The sequence below is a fragment of the Micromonospora mangrovicola genome (assembly GCF_047200535.1).
In the GTDB taxonomy this organism is placed as follows: Bacteria; Actinomycetota; Actinomycetes; order Mycobacteriales; family Micromonosporaceae; genus Micromonospora.
Genome location: NZ_JBJZOG010000050.1, coordinates 23,676 through 48,438, shown reverse-complemented (window position 1 = coordinate 48,438; position 24,763 = coordinate 23,676). Strand labels below are relative to the sequence as shown.

Annotated in this window: 22 protein-coding genes; 13 read left to right on the top strand and 9 right to left on the bottom strand. The window is 73.1% G+C overall.

All coding sequences use genetic code 11. From position 1 onward, the window contains the following. Positions 1-95 precede the first annotated feature (95 nt). From ACL02O_RS20290 to ACL02O_RS20280, 3 genes are read right to left on the bottom strand one after another with little or no spacing between them, the layout of a single operon-like run. The gene (locus ACL02O_RS20290) at positions 96-1,214 is read right to left on the bottom strand and encodes an acetate/propionate family kinase (RefSeq protein WP_412819681.1); all 1,119 of its coding nucleotides are present in this window, start codon (positions 1,212-1,214) and stop codon (positions 96-98) included. Then, positions 1,211-3,277 carry a phosphate acetyltransferase gene (gene pta / locus ACL02O_RS20285; protein ID WP_412819680.1) on the bottom strand — a complete coding sequence of 689 codons (2,067 nt, stop codon included), beginning with the start codon at positions 3,275-3,277 and terminating at the stop codon, positions 1,211-1,213. Before pta ends, ACL02O_RS20290 begins: the two co-directional genes overlap by 4 nt. A 4-nt stretch (positions 3,278-3,281) precedes the next feature. Next, a complete protein-coding gene (locus ACL02O_RS20280) occupies positions 3,282-3,977 on the bottom strand; it encodes a DUF998 domain-containing protein (protein WP_412819679.1) in 696 nt (231 codons plus the stop codon). A 279-nt stretch (positions 3,978-4,256) separates the two neighbouring features. Between ACL02O_RS20280 and ACL02O_RS20275 the strand changes: the two genes are divergently transcribed. Continuing rightward, on the top strand, positions 4,257-4,487 hold the full coding sequence (locus tag ACL02O_RS20275; protein ID WP_412819678.1) for a hypothetical protein: 231 nt from the start codon (positions 4,257-4,259) through the stop codon (positions 4,485-4,487). Between the two features lie 11 nt (positions 4,488-4,498). Here the strand turns inward: ACL02O_RS20275 and ACL02O_RS20270 are convergent, their stop codons facing one another. The 5 genes from ACL02O_RS20270 to ACL02O_RS20250 form a co-directional block, all read right to left on the bottom strand. Then, the gene (locus ACL02O_RS20270; RefSeq protein WP_091068787.1) at positions 4,499-4,678 is read right to left on the bottom strand and encodes a DUF6104 family protein; all 180 of its coding nucleotides are present in this window, start codon (positions 4,676-4,678) and stop codon (positions 4,499-4,501) included. A gap of 90 nt (positions 4,679-4,768) precedes the next feature. Next, positions 4,769-8,488, bottom strand: coding sequence for a multifunctional oxoglutarate decarboxylase/oxoglutarate dehydrogenase thiamine pyrophosphate-binding subunit/dihydrolipoyllysine-residue succinyltransferase subunit (locus tag ACL02O_RS20265; protein WP_412819677.1), 3,720 nt, complete (start codon positions 8,486-8,488; stop codon positions 4,769-4,771). Between the two features lie 295 nt (positions 8,489-8,783). Beyond that, entirely contained in the window at positions 8,784-9,617 is an 834-nt protein-coding gene (locus ACL02O_RS20260; RefSeq protein ID WP_412819676.1) for an ABC transporter permease subunit, read from the bottom strand. Beyond that, positions 9,614-10,552 carry an ABC transporter ATP-binding protein gene (locus tag ACL02O_RS20255; RefSeq protein ID WP_412819675.1) on the bottom strand — a complete coding sequence of 313 codons (939 nt, stop codon included), beginning with the start codon at positions 10,550-10,552 and terminating at the stop codon, positions 9,614-9,616. Before ACL02O_RS20255 ends, ACL02O_RS20260 begins: the two co-directional genes overlap by 4 nt. Positions 10,553-10,712: 160 nt before the next feature. Next, positions 10,713-11,369 carry a hypothetical protein gene (locus tag ACL02O_RS20250; RefSeq protein ID WP_412819674.1) on the bottom strand — a complete coding sequence of 219 codons (657 nt, stop codon included), beginning with the start codon at positions 11,367-11,369 and terminating at the stop codon, positions 10,713-10,715. A 244-nt stretch (positions 11,370-11,613) separates the two neighbouring features. On the opposite strand from ACL02O_RS20250, the gene ACL02O_RS20245 reads away from it, so the two are divergent. From ACL02O_RS20245 to ACL02O_RS20205, 9 genes are all read left to right on the top strand, one after another. Beyond that, complete coding sequence (locus tag ACL02O_RS20245; protein ID WP_412819673.1) at positions 11,614-12,450, top strand: GNAT family N-acetyltransferase; 837 nt, start codon at positions 11,614-11,616, stop codon at positions 12,448-12,450. Continuing rightward, positions 12,447-13,385: a lysophospholipid acyltransferase family protein gene (locus tag ACL02O_RS20240; protein WP_412819672.1), complete on the top strand. Its 939-nt coding sequence runs from the start codon at positions 12,447-12,449 to the stop codon at positions 13,383-13,385. The genes ACL02O_RS20245 and ACL02O_RS20240 overlap by 4 nt, the downstream gene beginning before the upstream one ends. 111 nt (positions 13,386-13,496) lie before the next feature. Then, positions 13,497-14,330, top strand: coding sequence for a DUF4097 family beta strand repeat-containing protein (locus ACL02O_RS20235; protein WP_412819671.1), 834 nt, complete (start codon positions 13,497-13,499; stop codon positions 14,328-14,330). Then, the gene (locus ACL02O_RS20230; protein WP_412819670.1) at positions 14,327-14,944 is read left to right on the top strand and encodes a PadR family transcriptional regulator; all 618 of its coding nucleotides are present in this window, start codon (positions 14,327-14,329) and stop codon (positions 14,942-14,944) included. The genes ACL02O_RS20235 and ACL02O_RS20230 overlap by 4 nt, the downstream gene beginning before the upstream one ends. A 72-nt stretch (positions 14,945-15,016) precedes the next feature. Beyond that, entirely contained in the window at positions 15,017-15,718 is a 702-nt protein-coding gene (locus ACL02O_RS20225) for a response regulator transcription factor (RefSeq protein ID WP_046571468.1), read from the top strand. Continuing rightward, the gene (locus ACL02O_RS20220) at positions 15,715-17,259 is read left to right on the top strand and encodes a sensor histidine kinase (RefSeq protein WP_412819669.1); all 1,545 of its coding nucleotides are present in this window, start codon (positions 15,715-15,717) and stop codon (positions 17,257-17,259) included. The genes ACL02O_RS20225 and ACL02O_RS20220 overlap by 4 nt, the downstream gene beginning before the upstream one ends. Before the next feature lie 62 nt (positions 17,260-17,321). Further along, entirely contained in the window at positions 17,322-18,839 is a 1,518-nt protein-coding gene (locus ACL02O_RS20215; protein WP_412819668.1) for a S1C family serine protease, read from the top strand. A 162-nt stretch (positions 18,840-19,001) separates the two neighbouring features. After that, positions 19,002-19,673 carry a BON domain-containing protein gene (locus ACL02O_RS20210; RefSeq protein ID WP_412819667.1) on the top strand — a complete coding sequence of 224 codons (672 nt, stop codon included), beginning with the start codon at positions 19,002-19,004 and terminating at the stop codon, positions 19,671-19,673. Positions 19,674-19,809: 136 nt separating this feature from the next. Next, positions 19,810-20,871 (top strand): glycosyltransferase family 4 protein, encoded by a 1,062-nt coding sequence (locus ACL02O_RS20205; protein WP_412819685.1) that lies wholly within the window; start codon positions 19,810-19,812, stop codon positions 20,869-20,871. 4 nt (positions 20,872-20,875) lie between these two features. Here ACL02O_RS20205 and ACL02O_RS20200 read toward each other — a convergent pair whose 3' ends face one another. Then, positions 20,876-22,381 carry a serine/threonine-protein kinase gene (locus ACL02O_RS20200; RefSeq protein ID WP_412819666.1) on the bottom strand — a complete coding sequence of 502 codons (1,506 nt, stop codon included), beginning with the start codon at positions 22,379-22,381 and terminating at the stop codon, positions 20,876-20,878. A 165-nt stretch (positions 22,382-22,546) separates the two neighbouring features. Here ACL02O_RS20200 and ACL02O_RS20195 point away from each other — a divergent pair, with 165 nt between their 5' ends. From ACL02O_RS20195 to cutA, 3 genes are read left to right on the top strand one after another with little or no spacing between them, the layout of a single operon-like run. Beyond that, positions 22,547-23,380 (top strand): patatin-like phospholipase family protein, encoded by an 834-nt coding sequence (locus ACL02O_RS20195; protein ID WP_412819665.1) that lies wholly within the window; start codon positions 22,547-22,549, stop codon positions 23,378-23,380. Beyond that, positions 23,380-24,402 carry a 1-acyl-sn-glycerol-3-phosphate acyltransferase gene (locus ACL02O_RS20190; RefSeq protein WP_412819664.1) on the top strand — a complete coding sequence of 341 codons (1,023 nt, stop codon included), beginning with the start codon at positions 23,380-23,382 and terminating at the stop codon, positions 24,400-24,402. Before ACL02O_RS20195 ends, ACL02O_RS20190 begins: the two co-directional genes overlap by 1 nt. 35 nt (positions 24,403-24,437) lie before the next feature. Further along, positions 24,438-24,758, top strand: coding sequence for a divalent-cation tolerance protein CutA (cutA, locus tag ACL02O_RS20185; RefSeq protein WP_412819663.1), 321 nt, complete (start codon positions 24,438-24,440; stop codon positions 24,756-24,758). Positions 24,759-24,763: the final 5 nt, after the last annotated feature.

Below are 24,763 nucleotides of genomic sequence, written 5' to 3'. Positions count from 1 at the left end.
CGGCCGGCGAATCGTCCACGACATCAAGTTCGTAGGCGATGGACAGCCTTGTGTCCGCCCCGCCGGGACCGGGCGCCTCGCCCGGGCGTGGGGCCTCAGGCGCGGGAGCCGAGCACTTCCCGGGTCTCCCGGGCGATCTCCCGTTCCTCGTCGGTGCCGATCACACAGACGGTGACCTCAGTCCCGGCGGGGGAGATCACCCGGTCGCCGCTGCCCGCGTTACGGGCCGGGTCGACGCTGATGCCGAGCCGTTCCAGGCCGGCCAGCGACGCCTCGCGGACCGCCGTGGCGTGTTCGCCCACCCCGGCCGTGAAGGTGACCGCGTCGACCCGCCCCAGCAGGGCGTAGTACCCGCCGACGTACCGGGTGATCCGGCGGCAGTAGACGTCGAAGGCGAGCGCGGCGGCCGGGTCGCCGGCGTCCCGGCGGGAGAGCACCTCGCGCATGTCGTTGGCCCCGGTCAGACCGAGCAGGCCGCTGCGATGGTTCAGGAGGTCGTCGATCTCGTCCACGGTCATCCCGGCCTCCCGGCGCAGGTGGAAGATGACCGTCGGATCGAGGTCGCCGCTGCGGGTGCCCATCACCAGGCCCTCCAGCGGGGACATGCCCATCGAGGTGGCCACGCTCCGGCCGCCCCGGACCGCGCAGGCGCTCGCCCCGTTGCCCAGGTGCAGGGTGATCGTGTTCAGCTCGGCGTACGGCCGGTCCAGCAGCTCCGCGGTGCGGCGCGACACGTACGCGTGCGAGGTGCCGTGGAAGCCGTACCGGCGGATGCCGTACCGCTCGGCGGTCTCCCGGTCGATCGCGTAGGTGGCGGCGGCCTCGGGGAGCGTGTGATGGAACGCGGTGTCGAAGACGGCGACCTGCGGGGTGTCCGGCAGCGCCTCCCGAGCCACCCGGATGCCGGCCAGGTTTGCCGGGTTGTGCAGCGGAGCGAGCGGGACGAGGTCCTCGATCGCGGTGATCACGGCGTCGTCGAGCAGCACCGGCTCGCTGAACCTCCGGCCGCCGTGCACCACCCGGTGCCCGACCCCGGCCAGCCCGTCCAGGTCGAGCCGCTCGATGATCCCCCGGACCGCGCTCTCGTGGTCGGCCGGCCCGCCGCCCGGTTCGCCGACCCGCTCGACGGTGCCCTTGTCGCGGACCTCGTCGCCGTCGTACAGCCGGTACTTGACGGATGAGGACCCGCAGTTGAGGACCAGGATGCGACTCATCGGGACTCCTCGACGGCAGCCTGGATGGCGGTGATCGCCACGGTGTTGACGATGTCCGCCACGGTGGCGCCGCGGGACAGGTCGTTCACCGGCCGGCGCAGGCCCTGCATGACCGGGCCGACCGCCACCGCGCCGGCCGAACGCTGCACCGCCTTGTACGTGTTGTTGCCGGTGTTCAGGTCCGGGAAGATGAACACCGTGGCCCGCCCCGCCACCGGGCTGTCCGGCAGCTTGGTGGCCGCGACCTGCGGGTCGATCGCCGCGTCGTACTGGATCGGCCCCTCCACCAGCAGCTCCGGCCGACGCTCCCGGACCAGCTTGGTGGCTGCCGCGACCTTCTCCACATCCGCGCCGAAGCCGGAGTCACCGGTCGAGTACGACAGCATCGCCACCCGGGGCTCGATGCCGAACCGGGCGGCGGTGTCGGCCGAGGAGATGGCGATGTCGGCGAGCTGGGCGGCGTCCGGATCCGGGTTCACCGCGCAGTCGCCGTAGACCAGCACCCGGTCGGCGAGCAGCATGAAGAAGACGCTGGAGGCCACCGAGACGCCCGGCACGGTACGGATGATCTCGAACGCCGGGCGGATGGTGGCCGCCGTGGTGTGGGTGGCGCCGGAGACCATGCCGTCGGCCCGCCCGGTCTGCACCATCATCGTGCCGAAGTAGTTGGGCTGGGCCACGATGTCGTGTGCGAGCTCGACCGTCAGGCCCCGGTGCGCGCGGAGCTTCGCGTACTCCGTGGCGAACTCGTCCCGCCACTCGCTGGTCACCGGGTCGACCACCTGCGCGTCGCCGACGTCGATGCCCAGCTCCCGGGTCCGCCGGGCGACGTCGTCGGGGCGGCCGAGCAGGGTCAGGTCGGCCACGCCCCGGCGCAGCAGGACCTCGGCCGCCCGCAGGATGCGGGACTCCGTGCCCTCGGGCAGCACCAGCCGACGGCGCTCCGCCCGGGCCCGGTCGATCAGATCGTTCTCGAACATCAGCGGGGTGACCCGTGCCGAGCGGCTGACCCGCAGCCGGCGGGCCAGGTCGACGGTGTCCACGCAGCGTTCGAAGGCGCCGAGCGCGGCCTCCACCTTGCGCGGGTTCGCCACGCTGGGCCGGCCCTCGATCCGGCTGGACGCCGCGACCGTGTCGTAGCTGTCGCTGGTCACGGAGAGCACCGCCAGGCCGGTGTTCAGCCCTTCGACGAGCCGCATCACGCGCGGGTCCGGCTGCTCGCCGAGGGTGAGCACCAGCCCGGCCACCGAGACCTGCCCGGCCACGTGTGCGGCACTCGCCGCCACCAGCAGGTCGGCCCGGTCGCCGGGAGTGATCATCAATGCCCCGTCGGTCAGATGGTCGAGCAGGGTGGGCACGTGCGCCGCGCCCACCACGTAGTCGAGCACGTCCCGCTCCAGCGCGGCCTGGTCGCCGGTGAGCAGGGTGGCACCGAGCGCCGCCGCCACCTCGGCCACCGTCGGCGCCGACACGGTCGGCACCTCCGGGATCGCGTACGCGGGGACGGGCAGCTCGGGCAGGGCCATCGGCTCCGGCACCCGGTTGGCGACCACCGCCACCACCGTCGCCCCCAGGTCCTCCAGGTCGTGGTACGCGCCTCGGGCCGCCGCGGCGATCGCCTCGGGCCGCTGGCCGAACCCGTCGATCACCGGCACCACCACGCTGCTGAACTCGGTCGCCAGCCGGGCGTTGAAGGCCAGCTCACGCGGCCCGGCGCCGTCCCCGTCGGCGAAGTCGCTGCCCACCACGACCACCGCCGGGCAGCGCCGCTCCACCTCCCGGTAGCGGGCCACGATCCGCGAGATCAGCTCCTCCCGCCGGCCGTCCGCGACCAGCGCCGTCGCCTCGGCGTACGTGCAGCCGTACAGCTCGTCGACCGGCAGCTCCACCCGGTAGCGCTCGGTGAGCAGGGCGAGGATCTGGTCCGGGCCGCGATCCGCGACCAGCGGCCGGAACGCGCCGATCCGCTCGACCTGACGGGACAGCAGCTCGGCCAGCCCGAGCGCGACCGTCGACTTGCCCCCGCCCGACCCCACGCTGGTCAGATACACGCTGCGCGCCACGACCTCACGCTACAAGATCGCGCTGTGCCTCGCCCGGGTCCTTCGGCCCGGGCCGGGCGGCCCGGAACAGCGCGTCGCTCTTCGCCACCCAGGCCGCGCCGAAGGCGAACACGGCGACGGTCTCGCACCAGAGCACCGGCTTCACCGTGTGCCGCACGTCGGCGGGCAGCAGGGTGCTCGCCAGCGCGAGGGTGACCGCCACCAGGATGAGTCCGCCGCAGACGCGGTATAGCCGCACGGCCGACGGGCGCGGCGGCACCCCGACCCGGTCGGGGCGGGTGAAGAGGAAGAGGCAGAAGCCGGCGAGGAGCAGGAACAGCCCTGCGGCGGCGACCTGGTGCACCACGCCGACCATCCGGTCGCTGTGGCTGGTGGTGCCGGCCGGCGCGCCCACCGTGGTGGGAAAGAGCGCCACCGCGATCGCCAGGAGCCCGGCGACGGTGCCCAGCGCGTCGTCCGGCCAGCGGTACCGGTAGGCGATCAGGAAGACCCCGACAGCGCACAGCGAGCCGACGAAGACGTCCCGCATCTCGGTATGGTAGTAGCCGCTGAGCGAGTCCAGCAGGGTGAACCGGCGGGTCACCAGAAGGTGGCCGACGATCAGCACGACCGGCAGGGCGATGCCCACCGAGCCGATGCCGAGCCGCAGGCGGCGGACGGTCACCGCGTCCTGCGGCGGCGTGCGAGCTTCGGGATTCATCTCCGCCTCCCCGGGCCCGGCGGCGCCGGCCCGGCGCGTCCTCGCCGGACCTGGGCGCTGCACTCCAGTGGACGCGCCGGAGGGCGGCCGTGTCAATCGTCGACCGTCCACGGCCGGGCGTCACGTTTCGGACGGCACCAGTCCTGCTCTTCCTCTTCGGATCCAGGGACGGGCTGATCCGCCCCTGCTCGCCCGGGCCCGGGTCGACGAACTGGCCGCGCTGGGGCGGGTCCGGGACGCCGGCGGCGCAGCGGATCTCACGGCCACGCTGCGGGCTCGTTGAGTGAGCCGGACGGGCCGTGGGCCGGCTTCGCCCGGCAGACGGTCGACGACTGGCCCGGCCTGCTGACCGCGCTGTCCGGCCCCCACGGCAACGACGCGACGGCCGGGGCCCTCGGCCTGGCGGTGCTGCGCGGTGCCCTCCTCGATCTCCTGGCCACCGGTGACGTCGAGCGCACGACGGCGGTTGTCGAACGGTACCTGCGCCTGGTCGCGGCAGCGGAGCGCTGAACGCCGGACGACTACTCGTCGTCCTCGTCGTCCAGCCGGGCCAGCCAGGTCGCGAAGCGCTCGACCGGCGTCTCGAACTCCGGGTTCAGGTCGACGAAGTCGCGCAGCCGCTCGCCCAGCCACTCCAGGCTGACCTGCTCGTCGCCTCGGCGCTCGACCAGCTCCTCGATGCCACGGTCGGTGAAGTACACGGTTCGTCCTCTCGGGATACGGGGCCGTCACACGAGGCGGGGCAGCGGCCGTCGTACGGTCGCTGCCCCGGTGCTCGCGGTGCGGTCAGGTCACGGGCGGGGGAGAGCCGCCTCGATCAGCGCGTTCTGCTCGACCTCGTGCATCTTCGCCGAGCCGACTGACGGAGCGGCGGCGGCCGGGCGGGAGATCCGGCGCAGCCGGACCTCGGGCAGGTGCTCCAGCAGGTTGAGCGCGACGAACGACCAGGCACCCTGGTTGGCCGGCTCCTCCTGGACCCAGGCGAAGTCCTCGGCGTTCGGGTACTGCGCCAGCGCGGCCCGGACCTCCTCGACGGGCAGCGGGTAGAGCTGCTCCATCCGGATGATCGCGGTGTCGGTGACGCCCCGCTCCTGGCGGGCCTGGAACAGGTCGTAGTAGACCTTGCCCGAGCAGAGCAGCACCCGCTTCACCTGCTCCGGCGCCGGGGCGGCGGTGTCGGCCAGGACCGGCTGGAAGGTGCCCGTGGTGAAGTCCTCCACCGGCGACACGCAGAGCTTGTGGCGCAGCAGCGACTTCGGCGTGAACACCACCAGCGGCTTGCGCTTCGACGACAGGGCCTGACGCCGCAGCAGGTGGAAGTAGTTCGCCGGGGTGGTGGGGACGGCTACCCGCATGTTGTCCTCGGCGCAGAGCTGGAGGAAGCGCTCCGGGCGGCCGGAGGTGTGGTCCGGGCCCTGGCCCTCGTGGCCGTGCGGCAGCAGCAGGGTGACCGCGGAGCGCTGGCCCCACTTCACCTCGCCGGACGAGATGAACTCGTCGATCACCGACTGGGCGCCGTTGACGAAGTCGCCGAACTGGGCCTCCCAGCAGACCAGCGCGTTGACGTTCTCCACCGAGTAGCCGTACTCGAAGCCCATCGCGGCGTACTCGGACAGCAGCGAATCGTGCACGAAGAAGCGGGACCGCTCGCCGTCGGCGGTGAGAGACTTCAACGGCAGGTAGTCGTCGCCGGTCTTCGCGTCGACGATCGAGGCGTGCCGCTGGACGAAGGTGCCCCGGCGGGAGTCCTGCCCGGCGAGCCGGACGGTGACCCCGTCGTGCAGCAGCGAGCCGAACGCGATGATCTCGCCGTAACCCCAGTCGATGTTGCCCTCGACGGACATCTTCGCCCGCCGGTCCAGCAGCTGCTGGATCCGCTTGTGCGGGGTGAAGCCCTCCGGCAGGTTGACGTGCGCCTCGCCGATCGCCTTGACGACCGCGGCGTCGGTGGCGGTCTCGACCACCGGCTCCGGCTCCACGAGCCGCGGCGGCCGGCTGAGCTGGCGCGGCGTGGTGGCGGCGTCCCGGGTGGCCTTGAAGACCCGCTCGAGCTGCGCCTGATAGTCGCGCAGCAGCTCCTCCGCGTCCTCCACGGTGATGTCACCCCGCCCGATGAGCTCCTCGGTGTAGAGCTTCCGGACCGACCGCTTCGAGTCGATGATCTGGTACATCTGCGGGTTGGACATCGACGGGTCGTCGCCCTCGTTGTGCCCGCGCCGGCGGTAGCAGACCATGTCGATCACGACGTCCTTGTTGAACGCCTGCCGGTACTCGAAGGCGAGCCGGGCCACCCGCACGACGGCCTCGGGGTCGTCGCCGTTCACGTGGAAGATCGGCGCCTGGATCATCCGGGCCACGTCGGTGCTGTAGAGGCTGGACCGGCTGTACTCCGGGGCGGTGGTGAAGCCGACCTGGTTGTTGACCACCACGTGCACCGTGCCACCGGTGCGGTAGCCGCGCAGCTGGGACAGGTTCAGCGTCTCGGCGACCACGCCCTGCCCGGCGAAGGCGGCGTCACCGTGCACCGCCAGCGGCAGCACGGTGTAGCCCTCAAGCTTGAGGTCGATCCGGTCCTGCTTGGCCCGGACGATGCCCTCCAGCACCGGGTCCACGGCCTCCAGGTGCGACGGGTTCGCCACCACCGAGACCTTGACCGCGTGCTCGCCGTCCGGGGTGCTGAACTTGCCGTTCTGGCCGAGGTGGTACTTCACGTCGCCCGAGCCCTGGGTGGAGCGCGGGTCGAGGTGCCCCTCGAACTCGGAGAAGATCTTCTCGTACGGCTTGCCGACGATGTTGGCCAGCACGTTGAGCCGGCCCCGGTGGGCCATGCCGATGACGACCTCGTCGAGGCCGGCCTCGGCGGAGCACTCCAGGACCTCGCCGAGGAGCGGGATCAGCGACTCGCCGCCCTCCAGCGAGAAGCGCTTCTGGCCGACGTACTTCGTCTGCAGGAAGGTCTCGAACGCCTCGGCGGCGTTGAGCCGGTTGAGCACGTGCTTCTGCTCGTCCCGGGTCGGCTTCTCGTACTTGCGCTCGACCCGTTCCTGGAGCCAGCGCCGCTCCTCCGGGTCCTGGATGTGCATGTACTCGATGCCGACCCGGCGGCAGTACGAGTCGCGCAGCACGCCGAGGATCTCGCGCAGCTTCATCCGCTGCTTGGCGGCGAAGCCGTTGACCGGGAAGACCCGGTCCAGGTCCCACAGGGTCAGCCCGTGCTGGAGGACGTCCAGGTCCGGGTGCTTGCGGATCTTGAACTCCAGCGGGTCGGTGTCGGCCATCAGGTGGCCGCGCACCCGGTACGCGTGGATCAGCTCGTGCACCCGCGCGGTCTTGTTGATCTGGCCCTCGGAGTTGACGGCCACGTCCTGCATCCAGCGCACCGGCTCGTACGGGATGCGCAGCGAGGTGAAGATCTGGTCGTAGAAACCGCGCTCGCCGAGCAGCAGCTCGTGCATCACCTTCAGGAACTCGCCGGACTGGGCGCCCTGGATGATCCGGTGGTCGTACGTGCTGGTCAGCGTGGTGACCTTGCTGACCGCCATCTCGGCCAGGGTGGCCTCGCCCATGCCCTGGTACGGCGCCGGGTACTCCATGGCGCCGACGCCGATGATGGCGCTCTGGCCCTGCATCAGGCGCGGGATCGAGTGGACCGTGCCGATGCCGCCCGGGTTGGTCAGCGAGATGGTGGTGCCGGCGTAATCGTCCATGGTCAGCTCGTTGCGGCGGGCGCGCCGGACCACGTCCTCGTACGCCTGCCAGAACTGCCGGAAGTCCATCTGCTCGCAGGCCTTGATGGAGGGCACCACCAGGTTGCGGGAGCCGTCCGGCTTGGCCAGGTCGATCGCGATGCCCAGGTTGACGTGCTCCGGGCGGACCATCGCCGGCTTGCCGTCGACCTCGGCGTAGGAGTTGTTCATCTCCGGGTGCTCGACCAGCGCCCGGACCAGCGCGTACCCGATGAGGTGGGTGAAGCTCACCTTGCCGCCGCGACCCCGGGCCAGGTGGTTGTTGATGACGATGCGGTTGTCGACCAGCAGCTTCGCCGGGACCGCGCGGACGCTGGTCGCGGTCGGCACCGAGAGCGAGGCGTCCATGTTCTGGACGATCTTGGCGGCGATCCCGCGCAGCGGGGTGGTGCCGGCGGCGGTCGCGGCCGGGGCCTTGGCGGCCGGCTTGGCCGGGGCGGCCTTCTTCGCCGGGGCCGCCTCGGCGGGCTTGGCGGGCTTGGCGGCGGGCTTGGGCGCGGCGGGCTTGGCGGCCGGCTGCTGGGTGACGGTGGCCACCGCCTCCTGCTGCTCGGCGGGCTCCGGCTTGGCGGCCGGCTTGGCCGGGCCGTCCGGGCGCGGGGTGGCGGCGCCGGGGGAGGGTCGGTAGTCGGCGAAGAAATCGTGCCAGGCCGAGTCGACGCTCGAGGGGTCGGCGAGATAGCGCTGGTACATCTCCTCGACGATCCACTCGTTCGGGCCGAAACCCGCCAGTGGGTTCTCCTGCGAAGTCTGCTGGGTCGACACGGCCGCTAATCGCCTCTTTCACGCGGGTTCGTAATGTCACGCGGTGTCATCCCGTGCCGGAAACGGGCACACGAGAGACGGGTCCCAGGCTACGCCGTGGGAATGGCCCAGGCATTCTCGCCTCCGGCTGGTGGTCCGTTTCACAGAAGATGCCAGAAGTTCGGCAAACCCTGCGTGTTCCGTCGACTCCTGATAGAGCCGGCATCACCGGCCCCGGGGTGGCGGGCCCGCTGTGGCGAACGGCTCCGGCCGGTGACGCTCGGTCACCGGCCGGGGTCGGTTCGGCACGGGTGGCTCAGGCGATGTCGCGCCGCCGCATGATGGCGGTGCCGACGGCGGCGGTGACCGCGGCGTACCCGATCAGCACGGCCGCGCCCACCCACTGGGGCGGGTTGCCGGGCAGTTCGGTGCCGCTGATCATGAGCTGCGAGGCGGTCGACGGCACGATCACCGCGAGCTTGCTGATCCAGTCCTGCTTCAGCCACTGCTGGAGCAGGAAGAAGACCAGGTTCGCGGCGGTGGTGCCGACGAGATAGAGCACCACGGCGGTGACGGTGGCGCCGATCTGGCTGCGGATCAGCACGCCGAAGCCGACGCCGAGGATGCCCCACAGCACGTACGCGAGCAGGTTGAGCAGGATCGCCCGGGTCACGTCCCAGGAGCCGAAGTGGGCGTCCCAGCCCTTCACGCTGAAGAAGATCAGCGTCGCCGGCACGGTGAGCACGGTGGTGACCAGCCAGAGCAGCGCCCCGGACAGGGCGGCGGTGACCAGCTTCGCGCCCACCACCACGGTCCGGCGGGGCATGGTCAGGAAGGTGGTGGTCGCGGTCTGGTGGTAGAACTCGTTGGTCACCACCAGGATGCCCAGCAGCAGCACGAAGAGCAGCCCGAAGTACTGCCCCGAGGTGAACAGGTTCGCCGCCTGGTAGACCTCGCTCGAGGCGGCCCGGATCTGCTCGGCCTGCTCGGGCGAGACGCCCTCCAGGTCCTGCGCACCGCTCAGGCTGAAGTTCGCGTTGATGGCGTTGACCAGGAACGCCAGCGCCAGGGTGACCAGCGCCCCGATGCCGAACAACCACCAGGTGGCGGTGGTGCGGATCTTGAGCAGCTCGGACCGGACCAGGTTCATCGGATCTCCGCCTTTCCGGCCGTCAGTTCGAGGAAGACCCCCTCCAGGTCGGGACGCTCGGTGGTCAGCTCGTGCAGCTCCACCTTGGCGGCCAGGGCCACCCGGCCCACGGTCGGGGCGTCCACCCCGCTGACCAGCAGCGCGCCGTGGCCGTCGGGGTCCACCGTGGCCGACTGCTCGCGTAGCGCGACGGTCAGCTCCTCGGCCTGCGGGGTGCGTACCCGCACCCGCCCGCCGTGCGCCATCGAACCGATCACCTGGTCCACCGGACCCTGCCGGACCAGCTTGCCGGCCGCGATGATCACCACGTCGTCGGCGAGCAGCTGCATCTCGGAGAGGAGGTGGCTGGAGACCAGCACGGTCCGCCCCTCGGCGGCCAGCCCCTTGAGGAAGCCGCGCATCCAGCGGATCCCCTCCGGGTCCAGGCCGTTGGCCGGCTCGTCGAGAATGAGCACCTGCGGGTTGCCGAGCATCGCGGCGGCGATGCCGAGCCGCTGCTTCATGCCCAGCGAATAGCCCTTGAACTTGCGCTTCGCCGCGGGGGTGAGCCCGACCAGCGCGAGCGCCTCGTCGGCCCGCTGCCGGGGCAGGCCGGCGGCGGCGCAGATCACCCGCAGGTGGTTGATCCCGGTGCGGCCCTTGTGCGCGCTGGACGCCTCCAGCACCGCCCCCACCGACTGCAGCGGGTTGGTCAGGTCGGCGTACCGGTGGCCGCCGATGGTGGCCTCACCGGCGGTGGGCGTGACCAGGTTGAGCAACATGCGCAGGGTGGTCGTCTTACCGGCGCCGTTCGGGCCGAGGAAGCCGGTCACCCGACCGGGTTGGACGGTGAAGGACAGATTGTCGACCGCCCGGACGTTCTTGTACTGCTTCGTCAGTCCGGACACCACGATCTGGCCGGTCCCGGCGTTGGGGCTCCACTGCCCGTCGGACATCGTTCTCCTCTCCTGCCACGGCGCGCGGGCGCGCACGGTGGGGACGCCGTTGCGGGGGCGCCGTGGCACAGCCTGGCAACCGCAGGCAAGTGGGTCAATCGGCCGGGACGCACAGGTCCGCCGCCCGCCGGGCGGGCGGCGGTCGTCCTGTGGAGGGAGGTCAGGCCGGCGGCAGCGCGATCCAGGTGGCGCGGGCGTATCCGAGCAGGTCACCGGCGGGGCCGTAGAGACTGGAGTGGACCTCGGCCTTGCGGCCCTCGCCGCCGACCATCGCGCCGGTCACGACGCACTCGTCGCCGGGGCGCGGCAGCGCCCGGACCACCGCGGCGATCCGGCCCAGGACGTACGGGCGGCCGGGAGCGATCACCGCCCAGCCGCCGGGGCAGTCCAGCGCGGCCCAGACGGTCGCCGGCACCACCTGCTCCGGGGCGCGGAACGGCGCGGCGGTCCGCCCGTCCGGCAGCCGGCCGGGAAAGATCCGCAGCCCGTCCGGGTTCTCCGGGCCGCACACGTAGCAGCCCGGAAAGGGGTGCTCCACCAGCCCCGGGTACGCCTTTGCGGCGGCCTCGGCGGTGGGCCGGTCCACCGGCGGCACCACGGCGTTGAACTCCTCGACCCGGCGTACCTGGGCGATCACCTGGCCGTCCGGATCGCGGACCTCGCCGTCGACCGCGGTCAGCGGGGTCTCCAACGGCGGCGGCTTGCGCAGGGTGACCTCCACCGGGCCCCGGTCGTCGACCGCCGCCGCGAACACTCCGGCGCTCCACCCGCCGTTGCCCGACCCGGCCGGTCCGTGGAACCGCGACTTGATGATCATGCCCGCCCTCCAGCCGGTCCGCGTGGGCCGGCCCCTTCGCCGCCCCACCTCCGCAGCCTCGCACGCCCGCCCGCACCGCCTCCACCCGGCCGATCATGAGGGCCGGGCCGGACCGGACGAACCGCCCGGCGCACCACATGCGTGCCCCGATCGGGCGGGGTCGGGGGCGGAGTGTCGGTCGGCGTTCACCGGATCGACGCTCCTCGTCCCCAGGGGCGGCAACCGCAGCCCTTACACAGGTCCCATGGCCGTTCTGCACGCCGCTGGCGCACCCCTAACGACCAGCGGATACACCCTGCTGATCGCCGACGACCCCACCCTGGTCGCGGCCGCGCAACGCCTGCGTCACGAGGTGTTCGCCACCGAGCTCGGCGCCACCCTGTCCCCAGACGACGCCGGGCTCGACATCGACGAGTTCGACGCCCACTGCGACCACCTGGTGGTGCTGCGGGAGGGCACCGACGAGGTGGTCGGCACGTACCGACTGCTCCCGCCGGGACGCACCGAGCGGCGCTACTCCGACAGCGAGTTCGACCTGACCGCGTTGGCCCCGCTCCGCGACGACCTGGTCGAGGCGGGCCGCTCCTGCGTGCACCCGGACCACCGCTCCGGTGCCGTGATCAACCTGATGTGGGCCGGCATCACCCGCTACCTGCACCTGCGCGGATCGCGCTGGCTCGGCGGCTGCGCCTCGGTGCCGGTCGCCGACGGTGGGACCGCAGCCGCCGAGGTGTGGGCTCAGGTCACCGCCAGGCACCTGGCCCCGCCGCCGCTGCGGGTGACGCCGGTTCGGCCGTGGTTCGCCGAGGCCGCGGCCGGCGCCGTCGACCCGGCCACCCTGTCGCCCGACGGCTCCGGGCCGGGGCGTGGCGACAGACGCGCCGAGCTGGAGTTGTCGCCGGCCGAGCGCCGGGCCCTGGTGCCGCCGCTGCTCCGCGGCTACCTGCGGCTCGGCGCCTGGGTCTGCGGGGAGCCGGCGTACGACCCGGACTTCGGCTGCGCCGACTTCTACGTGCTCTTCTCGCTGGACCGGCTGAACCCCCGCTACCTGCGGCACTTCCTGGGCGGGGAGCCGTCGTGAGCACCTTCGACCTGTGGCGGCCGAGTTCGGGCTGCGGCCCGTACTGCCTGCCGGTGGCCACCGACCCCGCGGTGCCGCCCGCCCGCCGGGTCGCCCGGCTGCTCGGGATGGTCGGGATGCTGCTGGTCGGCGTCGGGTTGGCCGCGGTCCTGCCGGTGCTACCGGCCCGGGACCGGCGGGCCGCGCTGCGCGGCTGGGCCCGGGGGACCCTGCGGGCCCTCGGGGTCCGGCTGACGGTGCGGGGCCGGCTGCCCCGCCGCCGGGCCCTGCTGGTCGCCAACCACGTCTCCTGGTTGGACATCCTCGCGGTGCTCGCGGTCGCGCCGGCCCGGATGCTCGCCAAGCGGGAGGTGCGGGAGTGGCCGGTGGTCGGTGTCCTGGCCGCCGCCGCCGGCACGATCTTCGTGGACCGGTCCCGGCCGCGCGACCTGCCGGCCACGGTCGGTGGGGTGGCCGCCGCGTTGCGCGCCGGCCACTCGGTGGCGGTATTCCCCGAGGGCACCACCTGGTGCGGCGCGATGCCCGGCTGCCGGCCCGCCCGCGGGTTCCGGCCGGCGTTGTTCCAGGCCGCGGTGGACGCCGGTGCGCCGGTCGTCCCGCTCCGGCTGAGCTACCGGTACGCCGGCGACCCCACCACGCTCGCCGCCTTCCTCGGCGAGGAGACGCTCTGGGCTTCGGTGCGCCGGGTGCTGGCCGCCCGGGACCTGACCGTGACGCTCGGGGTGGCGGCCGCGCTGCACGCGGTCCCGGACGCGGACCGACGGGTGCTGGCCCGCGCCGCCGAGTCGGCCGTCCACCTGACGCCGGCCCGGCCGATCGCGCCGCCGGTGACGCCGCGCCGGCGGGTCGGACCGGCCGCGCCCGTGCTGGTCGGTGGCTCCGCGCTCCCGACCGGGCGGCGGTACCCGGGCCGGGAGGTCGACCTGGCCGCCTGACCGGTACGCGACACAGTCGCGACAGTCTTGTTCAGTCGCGATGTATCGCGTTATGCTGCTCCCCGTCGCTCGACGTGCCGTCGGTCGGTACGTCACCGAGGGGAGGACGCCATGGCCAGCTGGAAGGTCGACAGCCCGCAGCGGATCACGCTGGACGAACCGGTCACCCGACTGGACGTCCACCTGATCAGCGGCCGGCTCAACGTGGTGGGCACCGACGGCCCGGCCCGGGTCGACGTCACCCGGGTCAGCCGGCGACCGGTCCTGGTGGAGTTCCGCGACGGCCGGCTCAGCGTCGGCCACGAGCGACCTCCGCGCTGGCCCGGGCTGCTCTGGTGGCTCGGCCAGCTCGGCCGGCGGTTCCGTGCCGAGGTCTCCGTCGCCGTGCCCGCCGACGTGCTGGCCGACCTGCACCTGGTGGACGGCTCGCTGGTCGCCTCCGGCCTGCGCCGGGAGACCCGGGTCGATGTCACCTCGGGCCAGGTCACCCTGATGGGGCTGCGCGGTCGCACCACCGCGAAGGTCACCTCGGGGCCAGTGGAGGCGCTCGGTGTGGGCGGCGACCTGGACCTGGAGACGGTCTCCGGCGAGTTGATCCTCGCCGACAGCGCACCCGAGCGGGTGCGGGCCCACGCGGTCTCCGGATCGATCACCTGCGACCTGGACAATCCCCGGGACAGCGACATCCGCCTCAGCACCATCTCCGGCAGCATCACCGTGCGGGTCCGCGAGGACAGCGATCTCGCCGTCCACCTGCACACCACCTCCGGCCGGATCACCAGCGGCTTCCCCCAGGTCGGCGGCGGCTCCGGATTCGGCTCGATCAAGGACAGCCACGGGGTGCTCGGGGCCGGCGCGGGTAAGCTCCAGGCGTCCGCGACGTCCGGCAGCATCGCGCTGCTGGCCCGGCCCGTCGAGGACGACGACCTGGAGGAGCTGCCGTGACCGCCGTGTTCAGCCACGGCCGGCTCCGGCTCTACCTGCTCAAGCTCCTCGACGACGGGCCGAAGCACGGCTACGAGCTGATCCGCCTGCTGGAGGACCGTTTCCTCGGCCTGTACGCGCCGAGTGCCGGCACCATCTACCCCCGGCTGCAGCGGCTGGAGGTCGAGGGCCTGGTCACCCACACCGCCGCCGGTGGTCGCAAGGTGTACGAGATCACCGAGGCCGGCCGGGCCGAACTGCGGCAGCGCGCCGGCGAGCTGGCCACCCTGGAATCCGACATCACCGCCTCCGTCGAGGACCTCTCCGCCCTGGCCGGGGAGATCCAGACCGAGGTACGCGGCTCGGTCCGCGACCTGAAGCGGGAACTGCGCGAGGCGGCCCGGCAGACCCGGCGCACCCGTTGGGAGCCGCCGCCCAGCCGGCCCGCCGCCGGCGGTGGCCGTCCGGCCGCCACCGAGTCGCCGCTGCTCACCGAGTTCGACCAGCGGCTCGCCGCGTTCACCGTCGAGGTCGGGGCGCTGGTGCGCGCCGGCCGGCTCACCGACAACCAGCTCCGTACGGCGATCCGGCTGCTGGACGGGGCGCTGGACGGGCTGCGGCGGCTGCTCCGCTAACCGGCCCGGCTCACAGCTTGTTTCCAGGATCCACCCAGCGCGACCGCAGCCAGAGCGCGGATGATGGGCCACATGGTGGCTACCCAGACCGAGGCCCGACTGCTCGTCGTCGAGGACGACCCGAACATCCTCGAACTGCTCTCCGCGAGCCTGCGGTTCGCGGGTTTCGACGTCGCCACCGCGACGAGCGGCAGCGCGGCGCTGAACGCGGCCAAGGACCACCGGCCCGACCTGGTCGTGCTCGACGTGATGCTGCCCGACCTCGACGGCTTCGAGGTCATCCGGATGCTCCGGGAGGGCGGCACGCGCACCCCGGTGGTGTTCCTGACCGCCCGGGACGCCACCGATGACAAGATCCGCGGCCTGACCCTGGGCGGCGACGACTACGTCACCAAGCCGTTCAGCCTGGAGGAGTTGACCGCCCGGATCCGGGCGGTGCTGCGGCGGACCGCCACCGGCGAGCACGCCCCCTCCCGGCTCACCTTCGCCGACCTTGAGTTGGACGAGGAGACCCACGAGGTGCACCGGGCCGGCCAGCGGGTGCAGCTCTCGCCGACCGAGTTCAAGCTGCTGCGCTACCTGATGCTCAACGCCAACCGGGTGCTCTCCAAGGCGCAGATCCTGGACCACGTCTGGAACTACGACTTCCGGGGCGACGACAACATCGTCGAGTCGTACATCTCCTACCTGCGGCGCAAGGTCGACAACACCCAGCCGCGGCTGATCCACACGCTGCGCGGGGTCGGTTACGTGCTGCGCAAGCCGGCGGCGTGAACGCCGTCCACGACGCGAAGGGCTGGCTGCGCACGATCCCGCTGCGGGTCAAGCTGGTCGCCGCGGTGCTGGCCCTGGTGGCGGCGGCCCTGGTCGTGATCAGCTCGCTCACCGCGTACTTCCTGCACAACTACCTGATCGACCGGATCGACGGCGAGCTGAGCGACCAGCTCGGCCAGGGCATCACGATCAACCAGCAGACGGTCAACCAGCTCCCCACCGACTACCTGCTCGCCCAGTGGAGCCGGACCGACCAGGCCGGCCGGGTGGCCCGGGACAAGTCGCTGATTGCCGACGACCTGCCCGCCGGTCTCGGCCAGCAGTCCTGGTACGACCGGCACGCCAACCGCGCCGCGTTCACCACCGACGGGGCGGACAAGCGGGTTCGCTGGCGGCTCATGATCAGGCAGGTCGACGATGACACCTACACCGTGATCGGGCAGAACCTCACCGACGTCGACCTCGCCGTCCGGCAGCTGGTCTGGATCGATCTGCTGGTCGGCGGGGCGGTGCTGATCATCCTGGCCTCGGTGGGCGCGGGCATCGTGCGTACCAGTCTCAAACCGCTGGTGGAGATCGAGCGGACCGCGGCGGCCATCGCCGGCGGCGACCTGAGCCGACGGGTGCCCGACCCGGAGCAGGGGCGCGCCTGCCCGACCTCCGAGCTGGGCCGGCTCTCCCGCGCGCTGAACGCCATGCTGGCGCAGATCGAGGCGGCCTTCACCGCCCGGGCGGCGTCCGAGGCGGCGGCCCGCAGCGCGGAGGTCGGCGCCCGGGACGCGGCGGCCTCGGCCCAGGCGTCCGAGGCCCGGGCCCGGCGCTCCGAGGAACGGATGCGGCAGTTCATCGCGGACGCGTCGCACGAGCTGCGCACCCCGCTGACCACCATCCGCGGCTTCGCCGAGCTCTACCGCCAGGGCGCGGCGCGGCAGCCCGAGCAGACCGCCGGCCTGCTGCGCCGGATCGAGGACGAGGCGGCCCGGATGGGGCTGCTCGTGGAGGACCTGCTGCTGCTGGCCCGGATGGACCGGGAGCGGCCGATCACGCTGGCCCCGGTGGAGCTGCCGGTGCTCGCCTCCGACGCGGTCCAGGCGGCCCGCGCGGTCGACCCGGAACGCCCGATCGAGCTGGAGATCGAGCCCGGCGCCGGCTCGCTGGTGGTGCTCGGCGACGACGCGCGGCTGCGGCAGGTGATCGGCAACCTGATGACCAATGCGCTCACCCACACCCCACCGGACACCTCGGTGACCCTGCGACTGCGGGTGGAGCCGGGCAACCTGGCCGTGGTGGAGGTCGCGGACACCGGTCCGGGCCTCACCCCCGAGCAGGCCGAACGGGTCTTCGAGCGGTTCTACCGGGTGGACGCCGCGCGGACCCGCCGGGCCGGCGGGCCGACCAGCACCGGGCTCGGGCTGGCCATCGTCGCCGCGCTGGTCTCCGCCCACCGCGGCACGGTGGAGGTGGTCGAGACCCCGGGCGGCGGGGCGACCTTCCGGGTCAAGCTGCCGCTGTTGCCGGAGGCGCCCGAAGCCGGGGAGTGACTTTCAGAAAACCTTCAGGCAGGTTCCAGGCTGGTCGCAGTGCCAGGGGGCAAGGTGGAGTCATGACCGACCACGAGACCGACCCGCAGCGGACGCCGGCTCCCGCCGACGCCGAGCCGTCGCACCCCAACGCCGAGCTGCCCCGCACCGGAGACGGGCAGTCGGACTCCACCGCGCAGCTGCCCCGCGCTGAGAACGGGCAGCCGGACGTGACCGCCACCCCGGCCGCCGCGCCGGTTCCGGCCGACTCCCCGGCCGCCGGAACCTCCGCTCCGGAACCCACGTCGACCTACCCGGCCAGCCCGTACGCGCCGCCGGCGGCGACCCCGTCCGCCCCGCCGTACCAGCCCCAGCAGCCCTGGTACGGGGGTCAGCACCAGGGCGGTTGGGCCCACCAGGGTGGCTACCAGCCGCACGGCGGCCCGGTGCCGCCGTACCAGCCGCACCACGCGCACCCGCCGTATCCCGGCGCCCAGCCGCAGCAGCCCGGCCAGCCGCTCCCGCCGTGGGGGGCGCCCCAGCCGGCCCGGCCGAGCCGGGCCGGGAAGTTCGTCGGCGCGGGCGCGCTGGCGCTGGCCCTGATGCTCGGCTCGGGCGTGGCCGGTGGCGCCCTCGCGCTCGCCGTGGGCGGGCACACCACCATCACCCGCACCTACTCGTCCGCCCCGGTGATCAACAGCGCCGACCTGCCGAAGATCGCGGCCTCCGTCCAGGACAGCATCGTCACGATCATGACAGACAGCGGTGAGGGCTCCGGGGTGATCCTCAGCGCCGACGGGTACGTGCTGACCAACAACCACGTGGTCGCCTCCGCCAGCGGCGACACCGTGAAGGTGGTCTTCGCCGACGGCAAGACCGCCCAGGCGAAGATCGTCGGCACCGACCCGAAGACCGACCTCGGGGTGGTGAAGGCCAGCGGGGTGAGCGGCCTGAAGGCGGCCAAGTTCGGCGACAGCGACGCCATGCAGGTCGGTGACCAGGTGCTCGCCCTGGGCAGTCCGCTCGGCCTGCAGGGTTCGGTGACCGCCGGCATCCTCAGCGCCCGCGACCGCACCATCCAGGCCGGCGAGGGGGGCCAGCAGCAGAACCCGCAGCAGGGTGTCAGCTCGATCTCCGGCCTGCTCCAGACCGACGCCCCGATCAACCCGGGCAACTCCGGCGGCGCGCTGGTGAACACCCGGGGTGAGGTGATCGGCATCAACACCGCGATCGCCACCGCCGGGCAGGGCAGCAACGGCAACATCGGCGTCGGCTTCGCCATCCCGAGCAACAAGGCCAAGGACGTCGCGGAGAAGCTCCAGCACGGCGAGAAGATCAGCCACCCGTCGCTCGGGGTCAGCGTGAACGGCGCCGAGGACGGCGGTGCCATGATCGCCGCGGTCACCCCGGGCAGCGCGGCCGAGAAGGCCGGACTCCAGCGGGGCGATGTGATCACCAAGTTCGGCGACAAGGTGATCAACGACGCCAACGACCTGGTGGGCGCCGTCCAGTCGGGCAAGGTCGGCGACCGGATCCAGGTGGAGTTCAAGCGAAACGGTTCGACCGAGACGGCAACCGTGACGCTCGCCGAGACGTCCTAACCGACAGACCTTCCTCCTCCACGGGCGGGGGACGGCGGAGCCAAGGGGGTTGGCTCCGCCGTCCCCCGCCCATTTTTCGTGGCTCACCCGCTCCGGGTGAGCCCGGCTCACCCGACCGGGCGGCACCCTCGACGGACGGGGAATCGCACGGGGAGGGGACCCATGACCACCACCGCCGCCGTCCGTACCGATCCGGAGATCCAGCGGGACGTCCTCGCCGAGCTCGACTGGGACGCGCAGACCCGGCCGGCCGAGATCGGAGTGACCGTCGCCGACGCCGTGGTGACGCTGACCGGGCAGGTGGACAGCTACGCCCGACGGTGGGCCGCCGAGCGCTGCGCCCACCGGGTACGGGGGGTCCGTGCCGTCGCCAGCGACCTCGAGGTACGCCTGCCCGCCACCGAGGAGCGCACCGACGCGGACATCGCCATCGCGGCCAGCCGGGCGCTGGAGTGGGACAGCTTCGTCCCCGCCGAGCGGCTGGACGTGACCGTCGCAAACGGCTGGCTGATGCTCCGCGGCGAGGTCGAGTACGGCTTCCAACGGCGCACCGCCGAGCGGGAGCTGCGCCGGCTGCGCGGCGTACGCGGGGTCACCAACCTGGTCGAGGTGCGCCCGCCCACCCCACCCAGCGACGAGCAGAACCGTCGCGACCTGCAACGGGTGCTCTTCCGGCGGACCGGAACGGAACGGATCGACGTCCAGGTCAGCGGCGACACCGTGGTGCTCGACGGCGCGGTCCGCTTTTGGTGGCAGCGGGAGGAGGCGGAACGGGCCGCCTGGGCCACGCCGGGCGTGCGCGAGGTGCACGACCGGATCGTGGTGACCGGCTGAGCCGCGCGCCTCGTTTACCACCGGTCGCGCCGGGAAAGCGCCGCCGATCACGTACGCCGAGGACCCTGGGGGAGGACTCGTGCCCGTGAACCAGCTGCCGTCGGACCGCCCGCGCGCCCGGCCGTTGCGGATCGCGATGGTGGCGCCGCCCTGGCTGTCGGTGCCGCCGCCCGGCTACGGCGGTCTGGAGCAGGTGGTGGCCGGCCTGGTGGACGGCCTGGTCGACCACGGCCACGAGGTGACCCTCTTCGGTGCCGGGCGGGACCACGGCACGGCCGCCGACTTCGTCTCCACCTGCACGGACCTCCAGTACGACCGGCTGGGCGAGTCGCTGCCCGAGCTGGCCCACCTGGCCCACGTCAACCGCCTGGTCGACCCCGCCGACTTCGACATCGTGCACGACCACACCACGATCGGCCCGCTGGTCGCCGGCCGCCGGTCCGTACCCACCGTGGCCACGGTGCACGGCAACCCGGTGGGGGAGTACGGCACCGTGCTCAGCGACACCGACCAGGGGGTGGGCCTGGTCGCGATCTCGCACGCCCAGCGCCGGGCGAACCCGGACCTGCCCTGGGTGGGCACGGTGCACAACGCGATGCCGCTGCGCGACTTCCCGCGCAAGCGCGCCCCGGGCCGGGGGCCGGTGCTCTGGCTCGCCCGGTTCAGCCCGGACAAGGGACCCGACCTGGCGATCCGGGCCTGCCGCGCGGCCGGCCTGCCGCTCACTCTCGCCGGCAAGTGCAACGAGCCGGCCGAACGCCGCTACTTCGCGCAGGTGGTCGAGCCGATGCTGGACGAGGACGTCACCCTGGTGATCAACGCGGATCGGGAGGCGGCGCTGCGCCTGCTGCTCGAGGCCCGCTGCCTGATCATGCCGATCCAGTGGGAGGAACCGTTCGGCATGGTCATGGTCGAGGCGATGGCCACCGGCACGCCGGTGGTCGCGCTGCGCCGGGGAGCCGTGCCGGAGCTGGTCCGGCCCGGGTTGACCGGGCTGGTCTGCGATCGTGCCGAGGAGTTGCCCGCGGCGCTGCGCGAGTCGTCCCGCCTCGACCCGGCCGACTGCGTGGCGCACGTGGCCGAGAACTTCTCGGTGGAGCGAATGGCGTTCGGCTACGAGTCGGTGTACCGGACCTTCCTGGCCACCCGGGCGGCGCTCACCGGCGCGCGGCAGGCCACTCCCGTCGTCGCCCGCTGACCGGTCAGGTGCGGGCCCCGGCCAGGTCGGCTGCGGCCGCGTCGAGCTGACGGGCGTACCCCGGGCTGATGCTGCCCTCCCGCAGCCGCTCGCTGATCTTGCCGCGGAGCCGGTCCACCGCGGCGGCCAGGTCGGCCGCCCCCGACGTGGCGGTCGCGTTGCGCAGCAGGTTCCGCAGGTCGACGGCGACGTCGCCGCGGATCTGGCCGTCGGCCAGCCCGGCCTCGATCAGGCTCTCCACCCGGTTGGCCGCCTCGACCAGACCGACCGCCGGCGCCGGCACGGTGGTGGGGTCGGTGGACCGGGCGGGCCGGGTCGGTGTCGACGCCGGCGGTTCGGTCCCGGCCGGGCCGGCGGCCGGCGGCGTGGTGGCGGGCACGACCACCGGTCCCGAGCTGGGCAGCACGCTGGACGGCGGCTGCCGGTCCGGGACCAGCGTGGGCACGAGCAGCGCGGCCGCGGCGACCACCACCACACCGACCCCTGCCAGCAGCAGCGGCCGGCGGCGGTCCGCCGGGCGGGCGGCCCGGCCCGGCGGTGCGGGCCCGGCCGGCACGGCGGTGGCGTCCGCGTCGGCCGGGGCGCCGGCCCGCGCCGATCCGGCCGACGCCCGCCCCGCACCCGGCAGCGAGGGCAGGGTCACCGTCGGGGCCAGCATGGTGGCGGCCTGCGGGTCGCCGGGCAGCAGCTGGTCCCGCAACGCCGCCGCCACCTGGTGCGCGGTGGGCCGGTGCCGTGGGTCGCGGGCCAGGCAGCGCAGGCAGATCTCCGCCACCGGCGAGGGCAACCCGGGTACGTCCAGCGTCGCCGTGGTTCCCTCGGCCAGCGCCTCGCCGAGCTGCTCCCAGGTGTCCGCCGGGTACGGCACCTGACCGGTCAGCGTCTCGAAGAGCAGCACGCCCAGCGAGTAGACGTCGGTGGCAGGCTGGGCCGGTGCACCGTCCAGCCGCTCCGGCGCGACGTATGCGGGGGTGCCGAAGGTGCCGCCGTCCTCGTCCTCGTCGGGGGCGCCGACCCGGGTGGCGATGCCGAAGTCCAGCACCTTCGCGCCGACCCGGGTCATCATCACGTTGGCCGGGGTGATGTCGCGGTGCACGATGCCGAACCGGTGCGCCGCGGCCAGCGCCTCGGCCACCTGCGCGCCGATCTCCACCGCCTGCGGCCAGGGCAGCGGCCCTTCGGTGAGCCGGTGCTCCAGTTCCTCGCCGGCGAGCAGATCCATCACCACGAAGGAGGTGATGCTGCCGTCCGGAGCCACCGTCTCGCCGTAGTCGTGAACGGCGGTGACGTGCGGGTGGACCAGCTGGGCGGCGGACCGGGCCTCCTCGCGCACCATGTCGCGGAACCGGGCGTCCGCGGCGAGCGAGGGCGCGAGCACCTTCACCGCGACGATCCGGTCCAGCACCTCGTCGCGGGCCCGCCAGATGACGGACATGCCGCCGGCCCCGATCTGGTCGATGAGCCGGTACCTGCGGGCCAGCAACCTGCCGGCGTGCAGTGACGCCTTCACATCGCACCTGCCTGGGGCTTTGGGAGCGGTATCAGGTTGCGGGAATGTGTCCGACCTGTCAACGGCTGTCCGATCCCGCGTCGACGGCGTGCGCCGCCCCGGTCGCCCCGGGTGAGCACGCTGCCCAGCCCGGCCGCCTTCCGGACGCGTGCCAGGATGAACGGCATGGCAGGTGGTCCGGTGGCGTTCGTGCTCGGTGGCGGCGGGGTGCTCGGCGCGGTCGAGGTGGGCATGCTGCGTGCCCTGTTCCGGGCCCGGATCCGGCCGGACATGGTGCTCGGCACCTCGATCGGCGCGGTGAACGGTGCCCTGGTCGCCGCCGACCCCACCGAGGCGGTCACCGACCGGCTGGTCCGGCTCTGGGCCTCGCCGGAGGCGAGCGAGGTGTACGGCGACTCCGTCGCCCGGCAGCTGCGCCGCTTCGCGGCCCGTACCCACCTGCACTCGCCCCGGCCGCTGCGCCGGTTGCTGGAGAACGAGCTGGGCGAGGAGACCACGTTCGCCGACCTCAAGGTGCCGTTCCGCTGCTGCGCGGCGAACATCGAGCGGGCCGCCGAGCACTGGTTCCACAGCGGACCGTTGGTGCCGGCGGTGCTCGCCTCCGCCTCGGTCCCCGGCCTGCTGCCGCCCACCGAGATCGGCGGCCTGCACTACATCGACGGCGGGGTGGTGAACTCGATCCCGGTCGGCGAGGCGGTCGCCGCCGGGGCGCGGCAGATCTTCGTCCTCCAGGTGGGGCGGATCGAACGTGAGCTGTCCCCACCCCGGCGGCCCTGGGAGATCGCCCAGGTGGCCTTCGAGATCGCCCGGCGACACCGATTCGCCCGGGAGATGGCGGCCCTGCCGGAGGGGGTGGAGGTGCACGTGCTCCCGACCGGTGGCCCGGGGCCGCGCGAGGACAGCCCGTGGGCGTACCGCGACATGGCGGCGGTGGGGCGGCGGATCAGTCGTGCGTACACCGCCTCGCGTCGCTACCTGGACACGCGGTTGGGGCACTGATGTCGCTGCCGCCGCGGTGGGTACGCCGGTTGCTGCTCGCGCCCGGTGTGGTGCTGCTCGCCGTCGCCGTCCTGGTCACCCTGCCCGGCTGGGCGCTGCTGGCACTGGCCGCCTCGCCGTTCGTGCCGGGGCGGCTGCGGCCACTGCGGCTGCTCTGGATCGGCACGGTCTACCTGATGTGGGACGCGGCGGCGCTGCTCGCCCTCTTCGCGCTCTGGCTGGCCTCGGGCTTCGGGAGGTACAAGCGCTCGCCCACCTTCCAGCGGGCGCACTACCTGCTCGCCGGGTACTTCCTGCGGGTGCTCTTCTGGCAGGCCAAGTGGACACTGCGGCTGCGCATCGACGTGGTCGGCACCGACCCGGACACCGCGCTGCCCGGCCGCCCCGAACTGGTGCTCTGCCGGCACGCCGGGCCCGGTGACTCGTTCATCCTGATCCACGCGCTGGTGAACTGGTTCCACCGGGAGCCCCGGATCGTGCTCAAGGAGAGTCTCCAGTGGGACCCGGCGATCGACGTGCTGCTCAACCGGCTGCCCAACCGGTTCATCGCGCCCGGACCGGACGGCCGGGACTCGGCGGTCCGGCAGATCGGCCACCTCGCCACCGACCTGGACGACGACGACGCGTTCGTGATCTTCCCGGAGGGCGGCAACTTCACCCCCAAGCGGCGGCTGCGGGCCATCGCCCGGCTGCGCTCCCTCGGCCTGGAGCGGATGGCGCTGCGCGCCGAGCGGATGCGGCACGTGGTCGCCCCGCAGCCGGGCGGGCTGCTCGCCGCCCTGGAGGCCGCCCCGGACGCCGGAGTGATCTTCGTGGCGCACACCGGGCTGGACCGGATGCTCACCGTCACCGATGTGTGGCGGGAGCTGCCGATGGACAAGCGGATCGTGATGCGCTTCTGGTCGGTGCCGCCGGAGGAGATTCCCGCCGGGCAGCAGGAGCGCATCGACTGGCTCTTCGACTGGTGGTCGCGGATCGACCGGTGGGTGGCCGCCAACCGGGACGGGGTGACCGCCGGCTGACCCACCCCGGCCGGTCCGCGGCGTAGGGTGCGCTCGTGGAGCAGATCTGCGTCGTGACGACGGTGGTGGACGGCCGCCGGGTGGCGGACGTCCTCGCGGCCGCGGCCGTCGCCGGTCGCCTGGCGGCCTGCGCCCAGATCGGCGGTCAGGTGGACAGCACCTACTGGTGGCGGTCCGCGATCGAGACCACCACCGAATGGTCGGTGCAGTTCAAGACCGCGCCGGACCGGGTGGCCGCCCTGGTCGACCAGCTCCGTGTCAACCACCCGTACGAGGTACCGGAGATCCTGGTGACCCGGGTGGAGAGCGGCAACCCCGACTACGCGGCCTGGGTGCACGAACAGACCAGGCCGTAGGTACG